Genomic DNA, 22,772 nt, shown 5'->3' on the forward strand with positions numbered 1-22,772 from the left:
GACATTCCATTTAACATAACACATATAATGCGCACTTGGCATGTAGGCGCAAAGTTGTAATGTCACTTTTTAGCAAAGTTAAAATGTCTCTTTTTTAGGTTCAACCGCTAACTTCATTCTTATAGATCGTCGCTTACGACGTTCGGATGCTGCCCAGATCTTAAACTTGAGTGAACGCCAAGTGCAGCGTTTAATGAACCGCTTGCGAGAATCCGGTGCGGCCAGTTTGGTGCACGGTGCTCGTGGCAAGCCCAGTAATAATCGTATATCGAGTGATTATCGTCAGACTATCTTAAGGCTTGTTCGTAAACACTATTCGGATTTTGCCCCAACGTTAGCAAGAGAAAAACTTATTGAGCTCCATAACTTACCCATTTCTAATGAAACGTTACGTCAATGGATGATCGCCGACGGACTTTGGGTCCCACACTCTATACGCAAGCCCCGAGTTTACCAACCTCGTTACCGACGTGATTGTTTAGGCGAGCTCGTCACCATGATTGGTTTGAAGGACGCACTGACAAATGTTGTTTACTGGTCTTCACCGATGATGCGACTGGTCGCCTGAGTTACTCCGTTACCGATATAGCCTCATACTCCTTATGTTACGCCGTCACTATAGCTCTAGGTGTTCATAACAGAAACTAATAAAAAAGCGACCAGACTTGGTCGCTTGAAGTTTTGTGACATCGTAACTCTTCTATATCATAAGAGTCATCTTGCCTGGAGCGCTCATTCTAATGGATGATAGCGCTCCTCCTGAGATCTGAACGTTAGCAAACCAAAATGGTTTGTGTTTTTCTGCGAACACTTCGCTTCTCGATAAGCTGTCGTATATTGCATATGCCCTAGCCTGTGCTATTGCTGCGCCATAGATGCTGCGTTCTAAGATCGGTTTGTTTTCTATGTCTTCTAGAGTGGCAACTTTAATATGCTCTGCACTTTTCGTAAACTGAGGAGTTTATTCACTTGCGACTGATCCACTTGGTGGTTCATACTAGCTAGCCATTTTGCATGTCTAAGTTCGACTTGTTTCGATCATAGAACTATGATTAGTGAATGCTAGTTGCCCGTTGTTATGTGTAGTCGTATGTACTTTTCAGAGAATTTATAGAGATAACGTTTGCCAATTTTCACATTTGATTTGGTGAACTGGCATACGCGTTTATCCCCACTACTTTTTACCCTCTTGATCTTTGCACTTTTACCTTTGTGCTCCATTTCAATCACCAGGTCACAATACCCATGGTAACCATCAAATTCTCTATCAGTTTTCTTCTGCAACTCCGCTTTAATTTTTTTCGCTACGGGATTCGTCTCAGAATCATCGGCTGTAGCAACAGAAATTCCAAATAAAAAACACAAAAAAGTGACGGTGTAGCGCATGAAGTTTCCTTTCGATTTAGTAAAAATACAACTCTAACTCACTGACTTTATTGATATAAAAACGGGACGCAATTAATGCGTCCCGTCTAACACGAATAAGTAATTGATAGTTTGCTTAAGCGCGTTTTTTGCCTTTGGTTGACTTAAAACCTTGATGAGGAAAAACGTTCCTAATGCGTTGTTGAACTTTTTTCGGCACTTCCTTGGAAAACGCTAAACGCATCCCAGTGCGTTGATTGTAGACTTTTATCTCACCATCGAAAGGTGCATGCTCGGCGATGTCTTGCAGGTTGTGTTTAAAAGAAGGTGGTATATGACCTTTCACTTTCGATATGTGCCCTTTTTCGAACTTAACTTTTAGGACCGGTCTATCTACAGCGATAAGCCAAAAAATGACAACAGCAGCAATCAATATTACGTAAAGCATATGATTCTCCTTAGCTGGACAACAATTTACTCAAGTCTTCTTTCAACGATGATACCTTCATGCTCGCTTTCTCGCTTCGAGATGCTTCTGACAGCAAATACTCAATGGCATCGGATAGTGTGCAACCTAACTCGTTTGCTCTGTTAGAGAGCTTTTCCCACACTCGATAGTCAAGATCTATGGATTTTTTCTTTGTGTGGACTTGCTCCGCATTGAAGTGACGTTTACGCTTTGCACGGATCGCTTGTTTCAGCTTGTTATCAAGCTCTTCTGACATGTGGCTCTCAATCCAAGCAAGAACTTGAGTAGGTTCATGCTCGAGTTTACGAAGTTCAGCAATCGCAGCATCGGCTTCGCTTGTATCGATGTATCGAGTAACGGCTTCACCATCTTTCCACTTTTTAATGAGATACTTCCATTTCCAACCACATTCTAAATTTTCAAGCTGCTGATATTTCATCCTTCTGACCCTCAATGCACGTATGGTGACAGCGTAACCCAACTGTGCAGGTTCGGCAATTAAAACTCCTAAAAGTATCGATGTTGATCACTCATTTGTCGAAGGTTTAATCAACTGAATTTGCAGAATTTTTGGATTGGTCAAATTGTCGCTAGGGAGTTGATCGCCGTTTCGCTATAATGGCCCTAAGATTAAATTAAGATGAATTTGAATGAACCAAGTTAACTGGCAAGATGTCACCCCTTCTTTTGAACAGTACGAAGAGATTTTACGCAACGCCACTTCTCTCCCAGCAAAACCTTTCATTGACCTTCAGCCGAGGCTTGAAGCAACCACTGAGCGATTTACGCGTGTACAAGGATTAACTCGCATTTTATTGGTGAATTGCACTGATAATGCGATTTACCGAGGCTTCATTAGCGAAGTGTTGGAGGCTAAAACCTCAGCACCTGTTGTTGCAATAGAGTCACTCGATGCTAAAGAGTTGTTTGATCGCTACAGTGTGAACCAAGATGGTCAAGCGACGTTTGAATCTGGCTTACTTTCCAAAGCACATGGCGGCTATCTTGTTATTCCTGCGAACTTGGTGCTTGCGAATGCTGCACGCTGGCCAAACATCAAAGCTGCGGTTCAAGGTGGAAGCTTTGCTCCAATTAATCTTACTCCAAATCGAATTGCTTCATCGCCTTTTGCGCCGCAAGAATACAATGTAAAACTGATCATTACCGGTGACCGAAACCAGTTGGCCGAAATCGAGTATGTCGATGAAGACTTCTCTGCAGGCCTGACGATGTATACAGAGGTTGAAGAAGATATCCACCTATCTCAAGAAAACCTGAGGAATTACATTAGTTTGGTAAACTGGATTTGCCAGAAGTACCAGCATCCTGCATTGAGCAATGAAGCGTTCAGAAGATTAATTCTTGCAGGGATGCGCTACACAGAAGATCAACACTATCTACCGCTCGGTGTCATGTGGCACAACCAGCTATTAGGTCTTGCTAGCCAATATTCAAACTCATCGGTTATCGAATTCGACGATATTGATCAGGCCATTGATGATAAATATTACCGCGAGTCGTACCTACCACAGCGTGCAGTTGATGACATTCTTGATGGACAAGTGATCATTGAAACGACTGGCGAACAAGTAGGCCAAATTAACGGTCTTACTGTTATTGATATGGCTGGACATCCGGTCTCTTATGGTGAACCTGCGCGTATTTCTTGTGTTATTCACTTTGGTGATGGCGATATTTCAGATGTTGAGCGTAAAGCGGAGCTTGGTGGCAATTTGCACGCTAAAGGTATGATGATCATGCAAGCATTTGTGAGCTCGGCGTTGAATTTAGATGAGCCTCTACCTTACTCTGCGTCAATTGTTTTTGAGCAATCATACAGTGAAGTAGATGGAGATAGCGCCTCTTTAGCGGAGCTTTGCTGTTTGGTAAGTGCCCTGTCTGAATCTCCAGTTAATCAGCAGATCGCGGTGACTGGCGCGGTAGACCAATTTGGTCGTGTGCAAGCCGTCGGTGGCTTGAACGAAAAGATCGAAGGTTTTTACCAAGTGTGTAAGCACCAAGGCTTCACAGGTGAGCAAGGCGTGATTATGCCGAAAACTAACCTAAAGCACCTTGCGTTACATAAAGATGTCATAGAAAGCATTAAGAATGGTGAGTTCCACATTTGGTCTGTTTCTACTGTTGATGAAGCGATTCCTCTTCTGATGTCTAAGCCATTCCGGGGGGAAGACGACAGCATCATCGGTAAGATAGCCGAACGTATTGAAAACTTTGAAAGACACGAGCATCCAGAAGGAATTGTGGAGCGCATCAAAAACTGGTTTGTCTAGTACTGATCGGAGTTGTTTAGCGTACACGTGTTCACTAAGATGCAGCTATCAAAAATTGGAGTAATTGATAATGCAAAACAAACGTGATTCATACACCCGCGAAGATCTTCTAGCTTCTAGCCAAGGCGAACTATGGCCACAAGGCCCTCAGCTACCAGCACCAAACATGTTGATGATGGACCGCATCACAAAAATGTCTGAGACTGAAGGTGATTTCGGTAAAGGCTTGATCCTAGCAGAATTGGACATTACTCCGGATCTTTGGTTCTTTGATTGTCACTTCCCTGGTGACCCAGTAATGCCTGGCTGTCTTGGCCTTGATGCAATGTGGCAACTTGTTGGCTTCTTCCTAGGCTGGGTTGGCGGTAAAGGCAAAGGACGCGCTCTAGGTGTTGGCGAAGTGAAGTTTACGGGTCAAATCCTACCAACAGCTAAAAAAGTGACTTACGAGATCCACATGAAGCGTGTTGTTAACCGTAAATTAGTAATGGGTCTAGCTGATGGCCGTGTATGTGTAGACGGCAAAGAAATCTATGTAGCAAAAGATCTAAAAGTAGGCTTGTTCCAAGACACCTCAAGCTTCTAATCTCCTACTCTGAAGTATTCAAGAAGGCTCCTTTCAAAGGGGCCTTTTTTAGTCTTGAAGTCACTTGGGTATAGCTACTTACAAATGCAGAAAAGGCTCTTAACGAGCCTTTTCAAATCCTTCTGTTTGTATGTGGAGAGTTTATTTGTAGAGACCAGATTGTTTTTCATCTCTGGCATCACGCCAACCACCTAACCAATACGACCGAGCGTCAATCTGTTGATACGGACAAGCCTCTTGAGACCTCCCATTCAACCCAGCTTTGTAGCCTTGAGATTGAGCTCGTTCTAGGCGATCACGCTTTTGTCTCTTCATAGTTAATTCCTCATACAGGTCCATTTACAAACGTACTACTGTTTTTGTGAAACTTTAGTGGAGTTTTTATGACTCCACTTACAAGAATCGATCAAATTACGCATTTTCTCAAGGCATAAAAAAAGCAGAGGCTCATTTCTGTGAGCCTCTGCTTGATTTAAAAATTACTGACTATTTTCTACGGAACCCGAAGAAGCCCAGCATGGTCAAAGCCAACCAACCAAGACCGGCACCTTGACGTTCGGCTGATTCCTCTTCAACGCTTCGCTTCTGAATATCTGCAGAAGTCGCACCAGCGATAGGCATAAGCTTAACTGCAACGATTTTTTCTGTCCCATCACACGACGCATTATGTTGTGTGCTCTTATAGCCGCCTTCACACTTCATCGCGGTTGCCGAGATCACGCCAGCATCATTGATGTCTGTAGCATTGATGATACGGAATGCGTTGTTGTCCGCTGAGTAATCACCACCGTTCGTTAGGTTATCCAAGAACCATGGTTTACCTTTAAACAAGTCTTTCGCACGCTGGCTCACGGCTTCACCTGTTTTAGTGTAAGGGTAAATAAAACCACGTTTGCGACGAGGCTTACCTTCTTCTTCACGAGTAGTCTCAGCATCTAGCTGACCAACAATCTCATTGTAAGAGTTGATAGCCCCCATATGACCGCCTGCACCACTAAAGAAAATGTCGGTTGTTGGGTAGAATGCACTAACAGAATCTGCAGTAACGTCGTCTACAATAAACAAACGGTTCGGCGCAGAACCTGTCGGCATTAGGTAAGCGCCAGAGCGTTTAGCTTCACCAATCGCGACAAAGTTAGAGTTAACATCCGTTAAACGGGAATTTGAGTGGACTGTGTCACCATCAATACGTTGTTGTGCACCGTCAACCAACACATTTTTCCAGTCATAGTTCTTGATATTTTTCGCATCTGTATCTGCTTTTAAACTTCCTACAAACACTGTTGCATTCATGTAGTTGTCGTCGCGCCAAGTGTTATAACCTACACCATAGATTACGTTTGTATCAGCATCGACAACGAGGTCTCGCATACTTCCTTGAGCAAGGCGTTCACCATCTTTCTCTGGAACGCCGTCCAGCCAAGGGATTTCTACGATGGTTCGCGTTTCATCCCAAATGGCTGCTTTAGAGGTATGGTGAGTCCCATTTGTGTTAGAAGCTTTTCTCGAAACGCTACCAACAGTAAATGTACTATCGGTATGCCAAGCGTGGCTTTGGACAACCTCTGCTTGCTTTTCCTCTGTCGTAATATCAGGAATAACAGGTGCCACTATCGTATTTCGAGTTTTTACTACCGGAGGGGTTACCGTTTGATCAACAACACTCTGGTTACCCACGGGCTCACCGTCTTTAGTCAGACTGTTGATGATATTATTGTATTCATTTGTATACGCTGAAGAATCGATTGTTTTGGGTACATCCCCCTCAACATAAGCTAGTGCATTTGGAGTAAAATCTTTTTTAAATGCTTCTTTTTGCCAAGGATTCCAATGTATAGAGGCCCAAGACTCACATGTTGAGTAACGACGTTCATTGTAACAGTATCGCTCAAAGTCATCGTACTCTTGAACGTAATAGAAACCTGAATCCATAGCGAAAGGCACTTCTTCACGATAGCTAACACCATCTACAGCTTCACCTGCCGAGATAGGTGTAGAACGAGTCTCAAGTGCAAGTTTGAACTCTTCCGGCCTACAACCAGCAGAACCATCGAAGCAACCCTTTGCAAATGGAACGTCGCCTTGTTGTATCGCGACACCGTATGAGGTTTGTGCCGTTTCAGTATCAATAGTGTTTCCATCAATCTGAGGGACAACTTCTATTACCTGATACAATGCTGCATTAGCATTCATTGCTGTACCAACCATCATCGCGACGGCGGTTAATTTGAATTTGTTACTACAATTCATTGAATTCTTAACTGTCCTGTTGCATTGCTTCGAGTTCTTCCCATCTCTCGAATGCGATTTCCAACTCCTGCTCTACTGCAGCGAGCTGTTCCAATACCGGTTGAGTCTGTTCTACAGATTTAGTGAAGAACTCTGGGTCATTCACTTGTTCTTGTAGCGTCTCAATATCCGACTCTAATTGTTCTAGTTTAGCTGGAAGAGCCTCTAATTCTCTTTGCAGCTTATACGATAACTTCTTCGAATTGTTCTTAGGTTGCGTAGTTTTGGGAGTTTCCTCAACCACTTTCTCTTTCTTCGTTGCTTTTTCAACCTGACCGCGTGAAGCAAGAACTTGATCACGCTGCTGTTTAGCATCGTGATAACCACCAACGAACTCTTCGATTACGCCGTTACCTTCAAAAATCCAGCTAGTTGTTACTGTATTGTCTACGAACTCACGGTCGTGACTCACTAACAGTAACGTACCCTGATAATTGGCAAGCATTTCTTCTAAAAGTTCCAACGTTTCGATGTCCAAATCGTTGGTTGGTTCGTCAAGAATAAGCAAGTTGTTAGGTTTCAATAAGATACGAGCCAACAACAAACGGTTTTTTTCACCGCCGGATAACGCTTTTACTGGCGTACGGGCACGTTTTGGTGCAAACAAGAAATCTTGTAGGTAGCTCAATGCGTGACGTTGACGGCCACCCACCATCACTTCTTGCTTACCATCCGCTAAGTTATCGATAACCGTCTTTTCAGGATCGAGGATTTCACGATACTGGTCGAAGTAAGCCACTTCTAGCTTTGTGCCGCAATGTAGACGACCACCTTGTGTCTCTAACTGGCCTAGTAACAACTTGAGAACCGTACTTTTACCACAGCCGTTAGGGCCAATCAGAGCGATTCGATCACCGCGCATGATGTTGAAGCTGAAGTCATCCACGATCTTTTTGCCTTCAAAAGCAAAAGAGACGTTCTCAGCTTCAAAGACGATCTTGCCTGAACGCGATGCATCATCGATATTAAGGTTAACTTTACCTTGCACTTCACGACGGTCACGACGTTCTTCACGAAGCTTCTTAAGGGCGCGAACACGACCTTCATTACGGGTACGACGCGCTTTAATCCCCTGACGAATCCACACTTCTTCTTGAGCTAACTTTTTGTCGAACTCAGCATTTTGCATTTCTTCTACACGAAGCATCTCTTCTTTGTCATTTAGGTATTGATCGTAATTACCAGGGAAAGAAGCCAATTGACCGCGATCTAAGTCTACGATGCGTGTCGCCATTGATTTGATGAACGCACGGTCGTGAGAAATAAAGATGATCGAGCCTTTGAAGTCTTTTAAGAAGTTCTCTAACCATTCGATGGTGGTCACATCAAGGTGGTTAGTAGGCTCATCAAGAAGCAATACATCGGGGTCACAAACAAGAGCACGAGCCAGAGCGGCTTTGCGTTGCCAACCACCCGATAAGTCCGTCAGTTTGGTTTCCGGGCTTAGCTTTAAAGCGCCAAGAACGTTCTTTACACGATCATCAAAGCGCCAAGCATTTAGGTGATCCAACTGCTCTTGAATCTTAGCAAGACGATTAATGTTCTTTTCACTTGGATCCTGAGCGACAAGATCGAGAAGATCATGGTATATCTTCAGCTGTTCGCCGATTTCAGCTAAACCACCAGATACGTATTCGTAAACCGTACCCTCTTGATTACGTGGTGGATCTTGTTCAAGTCGAGAAACAACTACGTCTTGAGTGATTTGAATCTTGCCATCGTCCAACAAAATGTCGCCGGCAAGCACTTTCATTAACGTGGACTTACCTGCACCGTTACGACCAACTAAACAAACGCGTTCGTTTTCTTGAAGAGCGAACTCCGCTTTGTCTAGCAATGGGTGGTCACCAAATGCAAGTTGCGCGTTATGAATGGTAAGTAATGCCATTATTATCCAACCAATGTGTGAGTTGTTCTAAGTCAAACGGCCAGTTCAACTCAGAATCATGATATTTTAATACGGGAATCGTGACGCCGTAACGAGAAAAGAGAACATCGTCGAACGCTATGTCTACGATGTTAGTTTGTTCGGCGAGACCAATCTGACCAACTAGGTCAAACGCCATCTCACAGAGATGGCATCCTTCTGTGCTGTAAAGTGTTAGCACGTTCAACATCCTTTTGCTGTTCCGTCCCTATTCTGCGTGCGTAACCAGCCAGCAGTTGTGAATCTGTTTGTTACGAGAGAAATCCAATGGCAGAGTTTGAGAAGAAATGTTCTGCGCTTTTAAGCCCAGTTCTGCAAGCCCTGCTTCGTCCATCTTGAAGTGACGTTTGTTGTTCGAGAAAACAATCGTACCGCCAGCACGCAACAGGCGCTTAAGGTTTGTCATTAGCTTAATGTGGTCGCGTTGCACGTCGAACGACGTTTCCATTCGCTTAGAGTTAGAGAATGTCGGTGGATCAATAAAAATAAGATCGTATTCACCTTTTGCGTTCTCAAGCCACTGTAGACAGTCAGCTTGCTCAAAACGATGCTGGCGACCCACGCAGCCATTTAGCTGCATGTTGTCTTTCGCCCAGTTCAGGTAAGTGTTAGACATGTCTACCGTGGTTGTAGAACGCGCACCACCAACTGCAGCGTGTACTGTTGCACTACCAGTGTAAGCAAACAAGTTAAGGAAATCTTTACCTTGTGCCATTTCGCCAAGGCGACGACGAGTGATCTTATGATCCAAGAACAAGCCAGTGTCTAGGTAATCGTGAAGGTTTACGATCAGCTTCACGCCGTACTCGTTAACTTCAAGTGTCTCTGAAACTTGACCTAGTTTTTGGTACTGACTACGGCCTTTCTGCTTCTCACGAACTTTAAGTACAACTTTGTTCGCTTCTACGCCCGTTACCTGAATCGTTGCACGGATAATGTCCGTCAAACGACGCTTAGCTTTTTCTTCAGGAATGTTTTTAGGCGCCGCGTATTCCTGAATCACGATTTGATCGCCATAAACGTCGATAGCCACGTTGTATTCTGGAAGGTCCGCATCGTAGATACGGTAACAGTCTAGTTTCTCTTTACGCGCCCACTTGCCAATCTTGCCAATGTTTTTCTTCAAACGGTTTGAAAAGTCAGGTGCGATCTGAACATTAGTGTCCGCGCCTTTCACTTCATCAGCGCTGCGCTCTGCAATGTTGTAGTTCTTTTGGTGACACGGTAACGCACCGTTATTCAATTTGAACTGTTTGTCTGCACGCATACGAAGACAGCTTAGTAGCTCGTCTGAACTAGAGAAGATAGACGCTTTACAACCGCCAAACTCAGCTTTTAACTGGCCACCAAATGCTGTGTATAGCGCAATCAAACCTGGCTCAGTACCAAGACGCTCACCATAAGGAGGGTTAGAAACGATAACGCCAGCTTCGAAGCCAGCCGGACGAGTGATGGTTGCCGCATCACCTTGTGCAAAGGTAATCAGCTCTTCAACACCAGCTCTGCGAGCATTGTCTTGAGCAACCTTCAGTACTTTCGGGTCGTTATCGAAGCCGAAAAACTTAGCGTCAACTTTTTTGACGCCACGTCGAGCCTGTACATTTGCCTCTGATTTAATCTCTGCCCAAAGCTCTGGTTCAAAGTCTTCTAGTACTTCAAAGCCCCACTGTTTGCGTTTAACGCCAGGTGCCATGTTCGCTGCAATCATTGCCGCTTCAATCAACAACGTACCAGAACCACACATTGGGTCTAGAAGTGGTTGAGAAGCATCCCAGCCACAACGCATGATAATAGCGGCTGCGAGTGTTTCACGCAGCGGAGCTCGACCAGATTCTGGACGGTAGCCACGTTGATGAAGACCACTGCCTACCATGTCGACACCAAGAATCGCTTTGTCTTTGTGTAGACGAACGTGAACGCGAATATCTGGGCGTTCTTTGCTGATGTTTGGACGAGGAAGTCCTTTCTTCTCAAAGCAGTCAACGATGCCATCTTTGACTTTCATTGCACCATATTGGCTGTTGCGGATTTCACGGTTGGTACCGTTGAAGTCAACCACAAAACGCTTTGAGCTGTGGAATTGGTTTACCCAGTTAATTGAAGACGTCGACAGGTAAAGGTCCATGTCGTCGTTACAGGTAAACTCCGATAAAACACGTACAAATCGAGACGCCAAACGGCTCCACAAACAGCAACGGTAAATTTGTTTATTCGTCGCCTTAAATTTAACGCCTGCCTGTACTGGCTTGGCGTTTTCAATGCCTAGTTTAGTCAGCTCTTCTGCAAGCAAGTTTTCCATGCCGTTTGAAGTTACCGCGAGATATTGATTCATAGTGTTCTTTCGTCGATAAAAAATGGTTTTAATTATACCTGACTTTACGATCAATGCCTCGTTTTTAAAGGCTTTTTCGCTTTATTAGCGCAAACAGTCACCAATCTCACCAACTGAAAGTCAGATCACATCACCTTCATAAACAGAATACGTCTCCTTATCACCTTATCGTAAAAATGCAGTCTGTGGCGAAAGTAAATACTTATTCACATTAAAATTGGTATATACCAGAGTGGCTTTTGGTGTGTAATTTACTTACAAAAACAATGTATAGGGGAATAAAGGGTGAAATATTAAGCGTCTTATTGCCTAATTTAAGGAAAAGCTAAATTGAAAAAATTGGAATAAAAGTGAGGGGATTTCATATATGAGATATGAAACCCCCTCACCTAGGGGGGAGTTTGAGGCGCGTACTAGGAGAGATTTGGAAAAATTCTAGGCAAAAAAAATCGACCTAATGCTGTCGATTAATGCAAACAAAGGAACGAAAATAAAGAAAAAATCAAAAGGAAACTAACCCACCATCGCCATAGGTGCCATCATGAATAAGTGATTAGCACACACCATGCGATCATGCATTACTTTAATCGGTTGTCCAAACTGGAGCGTTTTGTTGCCGTCTAGCAGGAATTCTTCTTGTCCAACATAAGCACACAGACTTGATGTTTCACCAGGCTCTAGGACGACGAACACACCTTCAGAATATTGGTTTGTTAGGAAGACCATGTCCCCTTCTTCTGGCTCATGTCCATCACATTGAGCATCGAAGAACCAGCTCTTAGGCTGGACTGGCTTGTGAAAGCGTTTCGCTGCTACGCAATAAAGCGTAAGTTCGGCTTGACGGTATTCGTTGATGTCGAGACAACGGATTCGTTCGTTGTACGTTTGGAACGCGCTTGCGTCATCAACGGTGAATTCATTGTCTGAGAAGGCGCAATTGACCAACAGCTTACGGCATAGATTGGTTTGGAAAATCATCTCCTCCCCTAAATCCAGCATTAGGCAAGCTTTCTGCTCGTCAAAATACCAATTCCATTTGTCGCTGGGTTTAAGCATTATTCCGTTCTCTTGTGACTAGTTAAACAGTAGTAAGAGGTAAGACGCTTAATTACCTACTCATGATTTTTAAATTTTACAAACGAACGGACAAAAAAAAAGAGGAAACGAATTCCTCTTTTTTTAGTAACAAGCGTCGATTTCTCAACAATTTAGCGATTATTCTTATAGATTTTTAACAATATCGCGTACGAGACCTGGGCCGTGGTAGATAAAACCTGTATAAACTTGAACAAGTTGAGCGCCAGCCATCATTTTCTCTTTCGCAGCAACGTAAGAGTCAACACCACCGACACCAATGATCGGAAGTTTATCGCCAAGTTCTTGGTGAAGTTTACGAACAACCTCTGTTGAGCGAGATTGAACCGGACGTCCACTTAGGCCACCCGCTTCATGTGCATGTTTCATACCTTCAACGACTGTTCGATCCAGCGTTGTGTTTGTCGCAATTACGCCGTCGATATTGTTCTTAATTAGAGACTCACAAATCTGGCTGATTTCATCGTCACTCAAATCTGGTGCGATTTTTAGCGCAAGCGGTACATACTTACCGTATTTCTCTGTAAGTTCAGCTTGTTTCGCTTTGAGTTCAGATAGCAGTTCATCTAGCGCTTCACCGTACTGAAGCGAACGAAGTCCTGGTGTATTTGGTGACGAAATGTTCACGGCGATGTAACCAGCGTACTCGTACACTTTTTCCATACAAATCAGGTAGTCCTCTGCCCCGTTCTCAATTGGTGTGTCTTTATTCTTACCAATGTTGATACCAAGAACGCAGTTGTATTTTGCCTTTTTCACATTCTCAACCAGATGATCCACACCTAGGTTGTTAAAGCCCATACGGTTGATGATACCTTCCGCTTCAACTAGGCGAAACAAGCGAGGCTTGTCGTTACCAGCTTGAGGACGAGGTGTAACAGTACCAACTTCGACAAAACCAAAGCCCATAGCGTCAAACGCTTCGATACATTCGCCGTTTTTGTCCAAACCTGCAGCAAGACCCACTGGGTTACGGAATGTAAGTCCCATGCATTCTACTGGACGATTTGGTAATTGTTGACGATAGAAAAGATCGAGAGGGGTGCCGTTAAAGCGTTGGAAGTTTTTGATTGCAAGATCATGTGCCTTTTCGGCATCAAGTTGGAAAAAGCCAGTTCTGGCTAGACGGTAAAGCATTGTGCCTCCGAAAGAAAAAAGCCCCGTGTAAACGGGTCAATATTATTTACTGTTTTTCAACGCAATTCAATGAAAATGATTGAATTCAGCAAAATAGTACGTCTTATTTTAGTTTTTCTCATAAAAACAGTTAATTATCGCACTATTCTCTGTGCAAAATTGCTAGCTTTTTCTTTAAAAGCAAACGATTTCATGTCATAAAAACTTAAACTTGGTGTTATAGTGTCACTATTTTGGGGTCGTTATAAGTGATTTGAACATAAAAAAGCCCCGCGATTGCGAGGCTTTTGCTAAAGTGACTTACCCTATTCGTTTGAAGAACAGTTTAAGTTGAGTAGAACCAACTCTCGAAGCGCTACAGAGAACTTAGCGAACTCATGAACGGAACCAACTTTGAACTCATTCAAGATGCTTTCCCAGCGGTGCAATGACAGCTCATTCGTTGTCATCCAATCTTCGAGTGCTTGCATTACGTCTAGATCTTCTGTTGAGCAACCACAAGTTAGAACTTGAGCTGTCAATTGACGTTGTTGCCAATCAAGATCTTCACGGAACGCCGCACGCGCCAGAGCTTGCCAGTTGTTGTCTACCGCTTGGCCATTGATTTGTTTCAAGAACCAGTGAAGTGATAGACGGTCACCTAAGTTGAAGTAAAGCTTCGAAGCTTGCTCAACGGTTTTACCTGTTTCACTTGCCACTGCTGAGATATCCAGTGCTGACTGCAGGCTAGAAAGACGAGCCACATGATGAGCCAGCTTCTCTTCTACTCCACGCTCAATCCATTTCTGAGCAAGTTCGTTATGCTCTTCGACTTCTGATGCAACTAGCATGGTGTCCAGCGTTTCAGTAATAGTGTGAACATCGTCTTTATATAGTGCAACGAGCTCAGTTACTGTGTTTTTACCGCTACGGTTACGTAATAACCAGCGAGAAATACGGCGTAATGCGCGACGTACGTAGAACATAATCTCATATTGAGCTTCTGCGGTTGCAACATTATCTAGTGCACGAGTTTGCTTGAGAATATCTTCCAGTTCAAAGATTTCACGGGTTGCACTGTAAGCATTTGCGATATCAACCACGCTCGCACCCGTTTCTTCTTGAAGACGAGTCACGAAGTTACAGCCCATTTCATTAACCATTTGGTTTGCCAGCGCTGTTGCGATGATTTCAGCACGCAGTGGATGGTTTACCATTTGATCTTTGTAGTTACGGCGTAACTCGCTTGGGAAGTAAGCAACTAATTGTTTTCCGTGGAATTCGTCATTTGCAATTTCGTCAGCGACCAATTGCTCTTTCAAAACCATCTTACCGTACGCAACCAGAACCGAAAGCTCAGGGCGTGTCAGACCAAGACCTTGTTTCTCTCGCTCAATCAAGGTTTCATCGTCTGGAATGTACTCAAGAGCACGATCCAAGTACCCTGCCTTCTCCATTGTATGGATAAAGCGGATTTGCTCTTTAACGATGCCAACACCTTGTTGCTCTGTCACAGATATAGACTCAGACTGGCGGTATGCATCGTCCAATACGATCTCACCCACTTCGTCTTCCATCGATTCAAGAATCTGGTTGCGTTGTTTAACCGTTAGATCGCCATTTGATACGAGACCGTTCAAGAAGATCTTGATGTTTACTTCATTGTCCGAACAGTCTACACCACCAACGTTATCCACAAAGTCCGTATTTACACGACCGCCTGTGCTTGCGTACTCGATACGACCAAGCTGAGTCATGCCTAAGTTACCGCCTTCACCAACCACTTTCGCTTTTAAATCACGTCCGTCGATGCGGAGTACGTCGTTTGCACGGTCGCCAACGTCAGTGTGTGTCTCGCTAGAAGCTTTAACATACGTACCGATACCACCATTCCAAAGCAGATCCACTTCCATTTGCAGGATCATCTTAATCAGGTCATTGGGTGCTAAAGACGCTTTCTTCGTGCCCAACATTTTTTGGATTTCGGGCGTTAGTTGAATCGATTTAGAGCGACGAGAGAAAATACCACCGCCCTGTGAGATCAACTCAGCGTTGTAATCTTCCCAGCTTGATCGTGGGAGATTGAACAAGCGATTACGCTCTTCCCAGCTGGTGGCTGAATCTGGATTTGGATCAATGAAAATGTGCATGTGGTTAAACGCAGCTTGCAGACGAATATGCTTAGATAGCAGCATACCGTTACCAAACACGTCACCTGCCATATCACCAACACCAATTGCCGTGAAGTCAGTGGTTTGACAGTTGATGCCCATTTCACGGAAGTGGCGTTTCACCGATTCCCAACCACCTTTCGCAGTGATACCCATTGCTTTGTGGTCGTAACCGTTAGAACCACCTGACGCAAACGCATCACCTAGCCAGAAGTTGTACTCATCCGACACAGAGTTCGCCAAATCAGAGAACGTCGCTGTACCTTTATCGGCTGCAACTACCAAGTATGGGTCGTCTTCATCGTGACGCACGACACTCTTCGGTGGAATAACTTCACCTTCGATGATGTTATCGGAAACATCAAGAAGCGCGCGAATGAAGCGTTTGTAACAACGCTGACCTTCAGCAAAGATGTCATCACGGTTAGTTAGAGTGTGCTGACGTTTACATACGAAGCCACCTTTTGCACCTACAGGGACAATAACCGTGTTCTTAACTTGCTGTGCTTTAACCAGTCCAAGAATCTCCGTACGGAAGTCCTCTTGACGGTCCGACCAACGTAAACCACCACGTGCGACTTTACCGCCACGTAGGTGCACACCTTCAATATCCGGTGCGTACACAAAGATTTCAAATGCAGGTACAGGTTGAGGAATATCTGGTATTTCGCTTGGCTTCATCTTCAATGATAACCAAGGTTTTGGCTGCTTATCTTCGTCCAACTGGTAGTAGTTAGTACGAAGCGTTGCTGTGATCATTTCCATGTAGCGACGGATAATACGATCATCATCCAAGCTTTCCACACGATCCAATTCTTCAGTAATCTTCTTAATGAGATCGTTCTGACCTTTCTCACTGCCCTTGTGTTTTGGATCGAATCGTTTAGCAAACAGGTTAACGAGACCCGTAGCTAAATCCGGGTAATGGCTGAGAGTATCTTCGATATATTGTTGGCTGAATGGGAAGCCAACTTGGCGCATGTAACGCGCGTATGCACGAAGGATTGAGATTTCACGACCAGACAGTGAAGCGCCTAGTAGCAAACGGTTGAAGCCATCACTTTCTAAGTTACCTGCCCAAATCGCTGCAAATGCTTGTTGGAAACGATCGCGAGCTTCACGAAGATCAACGGTCTTGTCGCTCTTATGCAGCATTGAGAAGTCTAAGATCCAAAACGTTTGGCCGTTGTTTGTTTCGATCTCATAAGGTGATTCGCCGATCACGCGTAAGCCTAGGTTTTCCAACATTGGCATCACGTCAGATAGGTGAATTGGCTCGTCGCGGTGGTATAGCTTTAAACGCACCGCTTTCGATTCTGCCGCTTCTTCTTGCGGACGGTAGAACAACATTCCAAGCTTGTTATCATCGCTTAACGCTTCTAGGCGTTCGATGTCTGCAACCGCAGAACCTGGCATCATGTCTTCTTTATATGAACGTGGGAATGCGCTCATGTACTCTTTCGAAAGTGGAAGACCTTTACTCTCACCAAAGTTTGCAATGATGGATTCTTTTAGGCGGTCATCCCATGAAGTCGATACTTCCATTAAGTTCTGCTCAATCTTTTTCACGTCTACATCAATGTTGTTATTGTCTACACGAACAATGTAATGGGTTCTCGCCAGCGGGCTTTCTGAGAAGAAGGTTGTGAATTCAACTTCTTGCTCGCAACCGAAGTACTGCTTAAGAATGCGTTGCGTTTGGCGGCGAAGCTCGGTGTTGTAACGATCTTTTGTCACGTAAACCATGCAGCTGAAGAATCGACCAAACGGGTCTTTACGAACAAATAGACGCAACAAGTCACGATCTTGCATTTGCACGACGCCCATCCCCACTTCTAATAGCTCTTCTTCACGAGCTTGAAGCAACTCGTCACGTGGGTAGTTTTCTAGAATATTGTGCAGGGCTTTGTACGAGTATGATCCGTTACGGTAGCCACTCGCTTCTAGAATACGATCCACTTTCTCGCGGATCAGAGGAATACTTTGTACGGCTTGGTTGTATACAGCAGAAGTGTAAAGACCTGTGAAACGGTGCTCACCAATCACTTTGCCATTCTTGTCGAATTTCTTAACACCAATGTAGTCAGTGTAAGCTGGGCGGTGAATACGAGAGGCCTGATTGCCCTTAGTGATGATCAGCGCGTAAGGTTTTTTCGCTTCAAGGCGCGCAGAGTCTGACAGTTCAGAAAGCTTGATGCTGCGAACACGACTGTCATCAGCAAACATGCCAAGGCCTTTCTCTTTCACCGGCTGGAGTTCAGTGTCACCGTTGACGTTAACAAGATCATATTCCTTATAGCCCATGAAGGTGAAGTTATGATCCCCTAACCAGCGTAGGTATTCGATCGTTTCATCTAAACGATCTGTTTTCATTGAAACACGATCTTTATTCTTCTCAAGGTCGTTGGTAACGATCTTAAGTTTTTCAACCATTTGCTTCCAGTCATCAACGACTAAGCGCGTGTCTGATAAGATGGTTAGCAACTCATTTTTCAGCGCTTGCATTTCATCTTTACTGGTTAAACGGTCTACTTCGATGTGGAATAAAGATTGTAGAACGCCGCCCTCGCCATTTACGTCCGTCACTTGCCCTTTCTTATCGCGTTCTAGTTGCGTTGGGTTGTTGAGCATTAAGTGAGAAACAAGGTCGAGTCGCGTTAGCGCCATCTTGATGGAATCCACCAAAAACGGGCTATCCGGTACAACAATTTCAACAATAGTGTGAGTTGATTGCCAACCTTGGCGGCTGACAGTCGGGTTGAATACCCTGACAGAAATATCTTCTGGTTTCTTTTCATTGACGTGGTGCCACAGGCTAACAACAGCACCATAAAGGTCGGATTCGTTTCGCTGAATTAAGTCATCATCAGCAATGTTACTAAATAAGTGTTGAGCAAGTTTAGTTACAAGCGGTTGGTGAGAAAGCTCGAGTTTGTCTTGAATTAGTTGGTATACCTTTTCAAGCAGAACCGGCACTACATTTTCACGCGCGGTCATATTCACACTCCACATTAGAATTGTTGTTTTGTAGGGGGACTTAATTTCGGGTTTGAGCCTCGAAACTAAGCATAGGTAATGCATGCGCTTATTGTAAAAGCATAATTACAAATGTTTAACAAGAAATAGCAGTGGTAGGAGGTGAAATGTTTGATTATGTGACTAAGATTCCTGTTTAACTCACTAGGAATATCGGGCATCACAGAGTTTCTAACTTTAGAAACTTATTATTTTGGTCAGTTGTGAGTCTAAAACGACCTCTAACACCTAATTGCGTAAGAAAAGGTCGAAATTTTGATGCATCTAGTTGCACTCTTAAGCCGTTGTCAGTAATGACTTGTACAGAGCTTGCTATGCCAGAATAGTGTGAAAGAAATGTTTGATATGGGATGTTGAGAGAGAAGTAATACTGGTTCATGAGAATGGTTTGTTATCAGAGCAAAAAACTAGGGTGATCGTACTGACCACCCTATTCTTTTGTTGATTATTCGTCTAGTGCTTTAGTCACTTTTTCGAATAGGTCTTTCGCTAGGTGGTCCATCGCTTTAAGCTTTTCAAGCTCAGCACGAATAAGCGCCTGGCGACCTTCATCGTATTTACGGAACTTCAATAGAGGATCGATCAGACGAGATGCCACTTGTGGGTTACTATCGTTCAACTGACGAAGGATCTCACCAGCAAACTGGTAACCAGAACCTGACTTATCATGGAATTGCACTGGGTTTACGTTTAAGAATGAACCAATCAAGCTACGTGTACGGTTCGGGTTCTTCAAACTAAATGCTTCGTGGCTCATGGTTTCTTTCACTTTCTCAAGTGCGTTTTCCACAGGGTTACTGCCCTGAAGAACAAACCATTTGTCCATAACCAGACCATCGTGCTTCCACTTGTTGCTGTAATTCGCCATTAGCGCTTCACGACATTCAAGCTGTGCGCTGTTTGCTGCACTCATGGCCGCTATCGTGTCCGTCATATTGTTTGATGACTCGTATTGCGCTTTCGCTAGCTCGTTACCCTTTTCAGTGTGAGCTAGAAACTGCAGACATTGGTTACGCAAAGCCCGTTTACCAATTGCGTCGTGAGCAATGCTGTATTCTGTTTGGTTTAATGCGTGATAAGTGGCACTCAGCTCATCTTCTAGCTCTTTAGAAAGTGACACTGTAATGCTATTCAGTACCGTATCTACCGCATCAATATCAACCTGCTTGTACCAACCAGTGATTTCGTTGATGGAAGGCAGAGAAAGCACTTGAGCAATAAACGCAGGTTCAAGGTTTGCATCAAGTAACACGCCACGGAATGCATCGATTAAGTCTTCTGATAGCTTAACCTCACCACCCGCTTGAACGTTAGTTACGTTTTGACGAATGTATTTCGCTAGCAGCATTTGGCTTGCATCCCAACGAGCAAAATCGTTCGTTGCGTGCTTCATCAAGAAAATCAGTTCATCATCGCTGTAATCGTATTCCAATTTAACTGGTGCAGAGAACTCACGAAGCAATGATGGCACTGGTTGTTCTGCGACGTTTTCGAATACGAAAGTCTGCTTATCTTGCTTCACGTCCAGGACGTTGTGTACCGATTCACCGTTCATAACCAGGGGAATCACGTCACCGTTTTGTGCGTATAGCTCAATATCAAATGGAATATGTAGCGCTTGTTTTTCTGCTTGGTCGTGCGTTGCTTCAGTAAATTGCTCAACCGTTAGTGCGTAAGTTTTTGCTTCCGCATTATATTCACTGTTTACACGAAGTATTGGCGTACCAGACTGGCTGTACCATAAGCGGAACTGCTTAAGGTCAACGCCCGTTGCGTCCTCCATCGCAGAAACGAAATCTTCACACGTTGCCGCGGTACCATCATGGCGCTCGAAGTAAAGCTTCATACCTTTTTGGAAGCCTTCTTCGCCAAGTAGCGTGTGGTACATACGGATAATTTCGCTGCCCTTTTCGTACACAGTTAGCGTGTAGAAGTTATTCATCTCAATAACTTTATCCGGACGAATTGGATGCGACATAGGGCTTGCGTCTTCCGCGAACTGAGGACCACGAATAGTACGAACGTTGTCGATGCGGTTTACTGCACGCGAACCTAAATCAGATGAGAATTCTTGATCGCGGAATACCGTTAGGCCTTCTTTTAAACTCAGTTGGAACCAGTCACGACAAGTCACACGGTTACCCGTCCAGTTGTGGAAGTACTCGTGACCGATCACCGCTTCAATACCAAGGTATTCACGGTCAGTCGCGGTTTGTTCATTCGCAAGGACAAACTTCGAGTTGAAGATGTTTAGACCTTTGTTTTCCATCGCGCCCATGTTGAAGAAATCTACAGCCACGATCATGTAAACATCTAGGTCGTATTCAAGACCAAAGCGGTCTTCATCCCACTTCATAGAGTTGATAAGTGAGGTCATTGCATGACCCGCGCGATCGAGGTTGCCTTTGTCGACAAATATTTCTAGGTCAACTTCACGGCCAGATGTTGTCGTATATTTATCGTGTAGAACATCGAAATCACCGGCTACCAACGCAAACAGGTAAGCTGGTTTAGGGTGCGGATCTTGCCATTGCACCCAGTGACGTCCATTTTCTACTTCGCCTTCAGCGATACGGTTACCATTACTTAGTAGGTATGGGTAAACGGCTTTGTCTGCAATTACTTTTGTTGTGTATTTTGCAAGAACGTCTGGGCGGTCTAAGTAATAAGTGATGCGGCGGAAGCCTTCTGCTTCACATTGTGTACAGAATGCACCACCTGATTTGTATAAACCTTCAAGGGCAGTATTTGCTTCTGGGTCAATCTTAGTAACGATTTCTAATGCAAATTCAGCAGGGAGATCCGTAAGAACTAAAGAAGTTTCTTTGACTTCATGATGAGACCAATCTTCACCATTTACTTTTACGGAGCGTAGCTCTAGCCCTTCACCGTCTAGTTCCAATGTGGTTGATTCACCCTTTTGAACTACTTTTGATACTGCGGTAACGATCGTGTCGTTGTCATAAAGATCAAACGTCAACTCAATATCAGTAATGTGATGAGATGGCGCCTTATAATCTTTGCGATATTTCGCTTGGGGAGCTTGAGACATGTCCATAAATCCTTGTATATAGAACCACAAAAATACCAGGACTAGAGGCTCAAACACCTCTTACTGGTATCACGATATAAGCTATTTGTAGGGGTTGTGGTATCAGAATACAAGTCTTTCTATAAAAAAACGGAGCTTTTAGTGGCTTAGATCCGCTTTCTGTTTAACATTTAATCAACATCAGAATATTTCACTATTAATAAACCTGCGTGAAATAATGGTGATGAATCATTTATGGCGTCACTCGATTGAGTACCGCGTACATATCACCATTAGAATCTTCAATAGTGAGTTCATTTTGGTTTAATGTATAGCGTGTTCCGTGTTCACCATTCTCATACAAAAGAACCAAATGCTCGCCTTCGGTATAGAAAACACCTTGCTTAACTGACTCCTCACCTTTTTCATTCGATACTCTGAACATGAACACAAAGTCCGGCTGGAGGATTAAGTCCATCTGATTGATGTTGTTAGCAAGCATGCCATCACCACTAACCTGAGAACTGGACCAAATACCAGCAAGTGCATCCGAAAGTCCTTTGGTAAAGGTCACTCCGTTAAGGTCGAGAGTGTTATGGTTGTTGCGATATGCATAAATTTGCGGTTCGTCCGTATTCAACCCTAGCACAATCGTGTCTTCATTTGCATTGTACAACCCTTCCCAATGGTCAATTGAGTAGTCCTTTTTCTGGATATCGATAGAGAACGTGTAGTCTGAGCCCAAAGTCAGCTTAATCGCTCGAAAATTCTCAGAAGAATCGTCGGGATTGGGATTCATGAGGTACCAATCCCCGATCAAAAACGGGGTGTCAAAGTGGCTAAGTTCGTCTTCCTTGTTAGTTTCCGCACTAGAAACGCTGAAGCAGCAAACGCTAAGCAAAATAATGAACCATTTCATAACGGTATCCTTATCGTTTTCTTTTAGCTTAGGCTCTAGATCTCGTTTTCGCGAAATATTTGATCTACATCACGTAAATTGTTGGTGCAAATTAAGCGTATAAACGACCGAGTTCACTATTCAACAGTAAGCGCTCCATAAAACC

The 22,772-nt window shown here is 44.0% G+C and carries 16 protein-coding genes and 2 pseudogenes; 3 read left to right on the forward strand and 15 right to left on the reverse strand.

Features of this window, described 5'->3' with window-relative positions; translation table 11 throughout:
• Positions 1-115: 115 nt before the first annotated feature.
• A pseudogene (locus tag KIV40_RS23930) lies at positions 116-573 on the forward strand (helix-turn-helix domain-containing protein); the annotation flags it as partial.
• A 127-nt stretch (positions 574-700) separates the two neighbouring features.
• Here KIV40_RS23930 and KIV40_RS35485 read toward each other — a convergent pair.
• From KIV40_RS35485 to matP, 4 genes and pseudogenes are all read right to left on the reverse strand, one after another.
• Positions 701-946 (reverse strand): annotated as a pseudogene (locus KIV40_RS35485) (hypothetical protein); the annotation flags it as partial.
• Between the two features lie 116 nt (positions 947-1,062).
• Entirely contained in the window at positions 1,063-1,386 is a 324-nt protein-coding gene (locus KIV40_RS23935) for a hypothetical protein (RefSeq protein WP_285351671.1), read from the reverse strand.
• A 115-nt stretch (positions 1,387-1,501) separates the two neighbouring features.
• On the reverse strand, positions 1,502-1,813 hold the full coding sequence (locus KIV40_RS23940; protein ID WP_285351673.1) for a DUF3634 family protein: 312 nt from the start codon (positions 1,811-1,813) through the stop codon (positions 1,502-1,504).
• A gap of 10 nt (positions 1,814-1,823) precedes the next feature.
• Positions 1,824-2,273, reverse strand: a complete 450-nt coding sequence (gene matP, locus KIV40_RS23945) for a macrodomain Ter protein MatP (protein ID WP_285351675.1) — start codon at positions 2,271-2,273, stop codon at positions 1,824-1,826.
• A gap of 211 nt (positions 2,274-2,484) precedes the next feature.
• On the opposite strand from matP, the gene KIV40_RS23950 reads away from it, so the two are divergent.
• Both KIV40_RS23950 and fabA read left to right on the forward strand, forming a co-directional pair.
• Complete coding sequence (locus KIV40_RS23950; protein WP_285351676.1) at positions 2,485-4,125, forward strand: Lon protease family protein; 1,641 nt, start codon at positions 2,485-2,487, stop codon at positions 4,123-4,125.
• A 70-nt stretch (positions 4,126-4,195) separates the two neighbouring features.
• Positions 4,196-4,711: a bifunctional 3-hydroxydecanoyl-ACP dehydratase/trans-2-decenoyl-ACP isomerase gene (gene fabA / locus KIV40_RS23955; RefSeq protein ID WP_010647877.1), complete on the forward strand. Its 516-nt coding sequence runs from the start codon at positions 4,196-4,198 to the stop codon at positions 4,709-4,711.
• A gap of 141 nt (positions 4,712-4,852) precedes the next feature.
• Here the strand turns inward: fabA and rmf are convergent, their stop codons facing one another.
• From rmf to KIV40_RS24010, 11 genes are all read right to left on the reverse strand, one after another.
• On the reverse strand, positions 4,853-5,026 hold the full coding sequence (gene rmf / locus KIV40_RS23960; RefSeq protein ID WP_005532367.1) for a ribosome modulation factor: 174 nt from the start codon (positions 5,024-5,026) through the stop codon (positions 4,853-4,855).
• A gap of 171 nt (positions 5,027-5,197) precedes the next feature.
• Positions 5,198-6,961, reverse strand: coding sequence for a DUF3466 family protein (locus KIV40_RS23965; RefSeq protein WP_285351678.1), 1,764 nt, complete (start codon positions 6,959-6,961; stop codon positions 5,198-5,200).
• A gap of 7 nt (positions 6,962-6,968) precedes the next feature.
• Complete coding sequence (locus KIV40_RS23970; RefSeq protein WP_041055880.1) at positions 6,969-8,888, reverse strand: ABC transporter ATP-binding protein; 1,920 nt, start codon at positions 8,886-8,888, stop codon at positions 6,969-6,971.
• Positions 8,866-9,117, reverse strand: a complete 252-nt coding sequence (locus KIV40_RS23975) for a glutaredoxin family protein (protein WP_285351681.1) — start codon at positions 9,115-9,117, stop codon at positions 8,866-8,868. The genes KIV40_RS23970 and KIV40_RS23975 overlap by 23 nt, the downstream gene beginning before the upstream one ends.
• Before the next feature lie 18 nt (positions 9,118-9,135).
• The gene (rlmKL, locus tag KIV40_RS23980; RefSeq protein ID WP_285351683.1) at positions 9,136-11,259 is read right to left on the reverse strand and encodes a bifunctional 23S rRNA (guanine(2069)-N(7))-methyltransferase RlmK/23S rRNA (guanine(2445)-N(2))-methyltransferase RlmL; all 2,124 of its coding nucleotides are present in this window, start codon (positions 11,257-11,259) and stop codon (positions 9,136-9,138) included.
• A 513-nt stretch (positions 11,260-11,772) separates the two neighbouring features.
• On the reverse strand, positions 11,773-12,315 hold the full coding sequence (locus KIV40_RS23985) for a cell division protein ZapC (protein ID WP_285351684.1): 543 nt from the start codon (positions 12,313-12,315) through the stop codon (positions 11,773-11,775).
• A gap of 165 nt (positions 12,316-12,480) precedes the next feature.
• On the reverse strand, positions 12,481-13,491 hold the full coding sequence (gene pyrD / locus KIV40_RS23990) for a quinone-dependent dihydroorotate dehydrogenase (RefSeq protein ID WP_285351686.1): 1,011 nt from the start codon (positions 13,489-13,491) through the stop codon (positions 12,481-12,483).
• A gap of 305 nt (positions 13,492-13,796) precedes the next feature.
• Positions 13,797-18,638 (reverse strand): NAD-glutamate dehydrogenase, encoded by a 4,842-nt coding sequence (locus KIV40_RS23995; protein WP_285351687.1) that lies wholly within the window; start codon positions 18,636-18,638, stop codon positions 13,797-13,799.
• Positions 18,639-18,837: 199 nt separating this feature from the next.
• Positions 18,838-19,056: a DUF2835 domain-containing protein gene (locus KIV40_RS24000; RefSeq protein WP_005532375.1), complete on the reverse strand. Its 219-nt coding sequence runs from the start codon at positions 19,054-19,056 to the stop codon at positions 18,838-18,840.
• Between the two features lie 66 nt (positions 19,057-19,122).
• Positions 19,123-21,729, reverse strand: coding sequence for an aminopeptidase N (gene pepN / locus KIV40_RS24005; RefSeq protein ID WP_285351690.1), 2,607 nt, complete (start codon positions 21,727-21,729; stop codon positions 19,123-19,125).
• 232 nt (positions 21,730-21,961) lie between these two features.
• Complete coding sequence (locus KIV40_RS24010) at positions 21,962-22,627, reverse strand: hypothetical protein (protein ID WP_285351691.1); 666 nt, start codon at positions 22,625-22,627, stop codon at positions 21,962-21,964.
• Positions 22,628-22,772: the final 145 nt, after the last annotated feature.

This window comes from Vibrio sp. D173a (genome assembly GCF_030248475.1).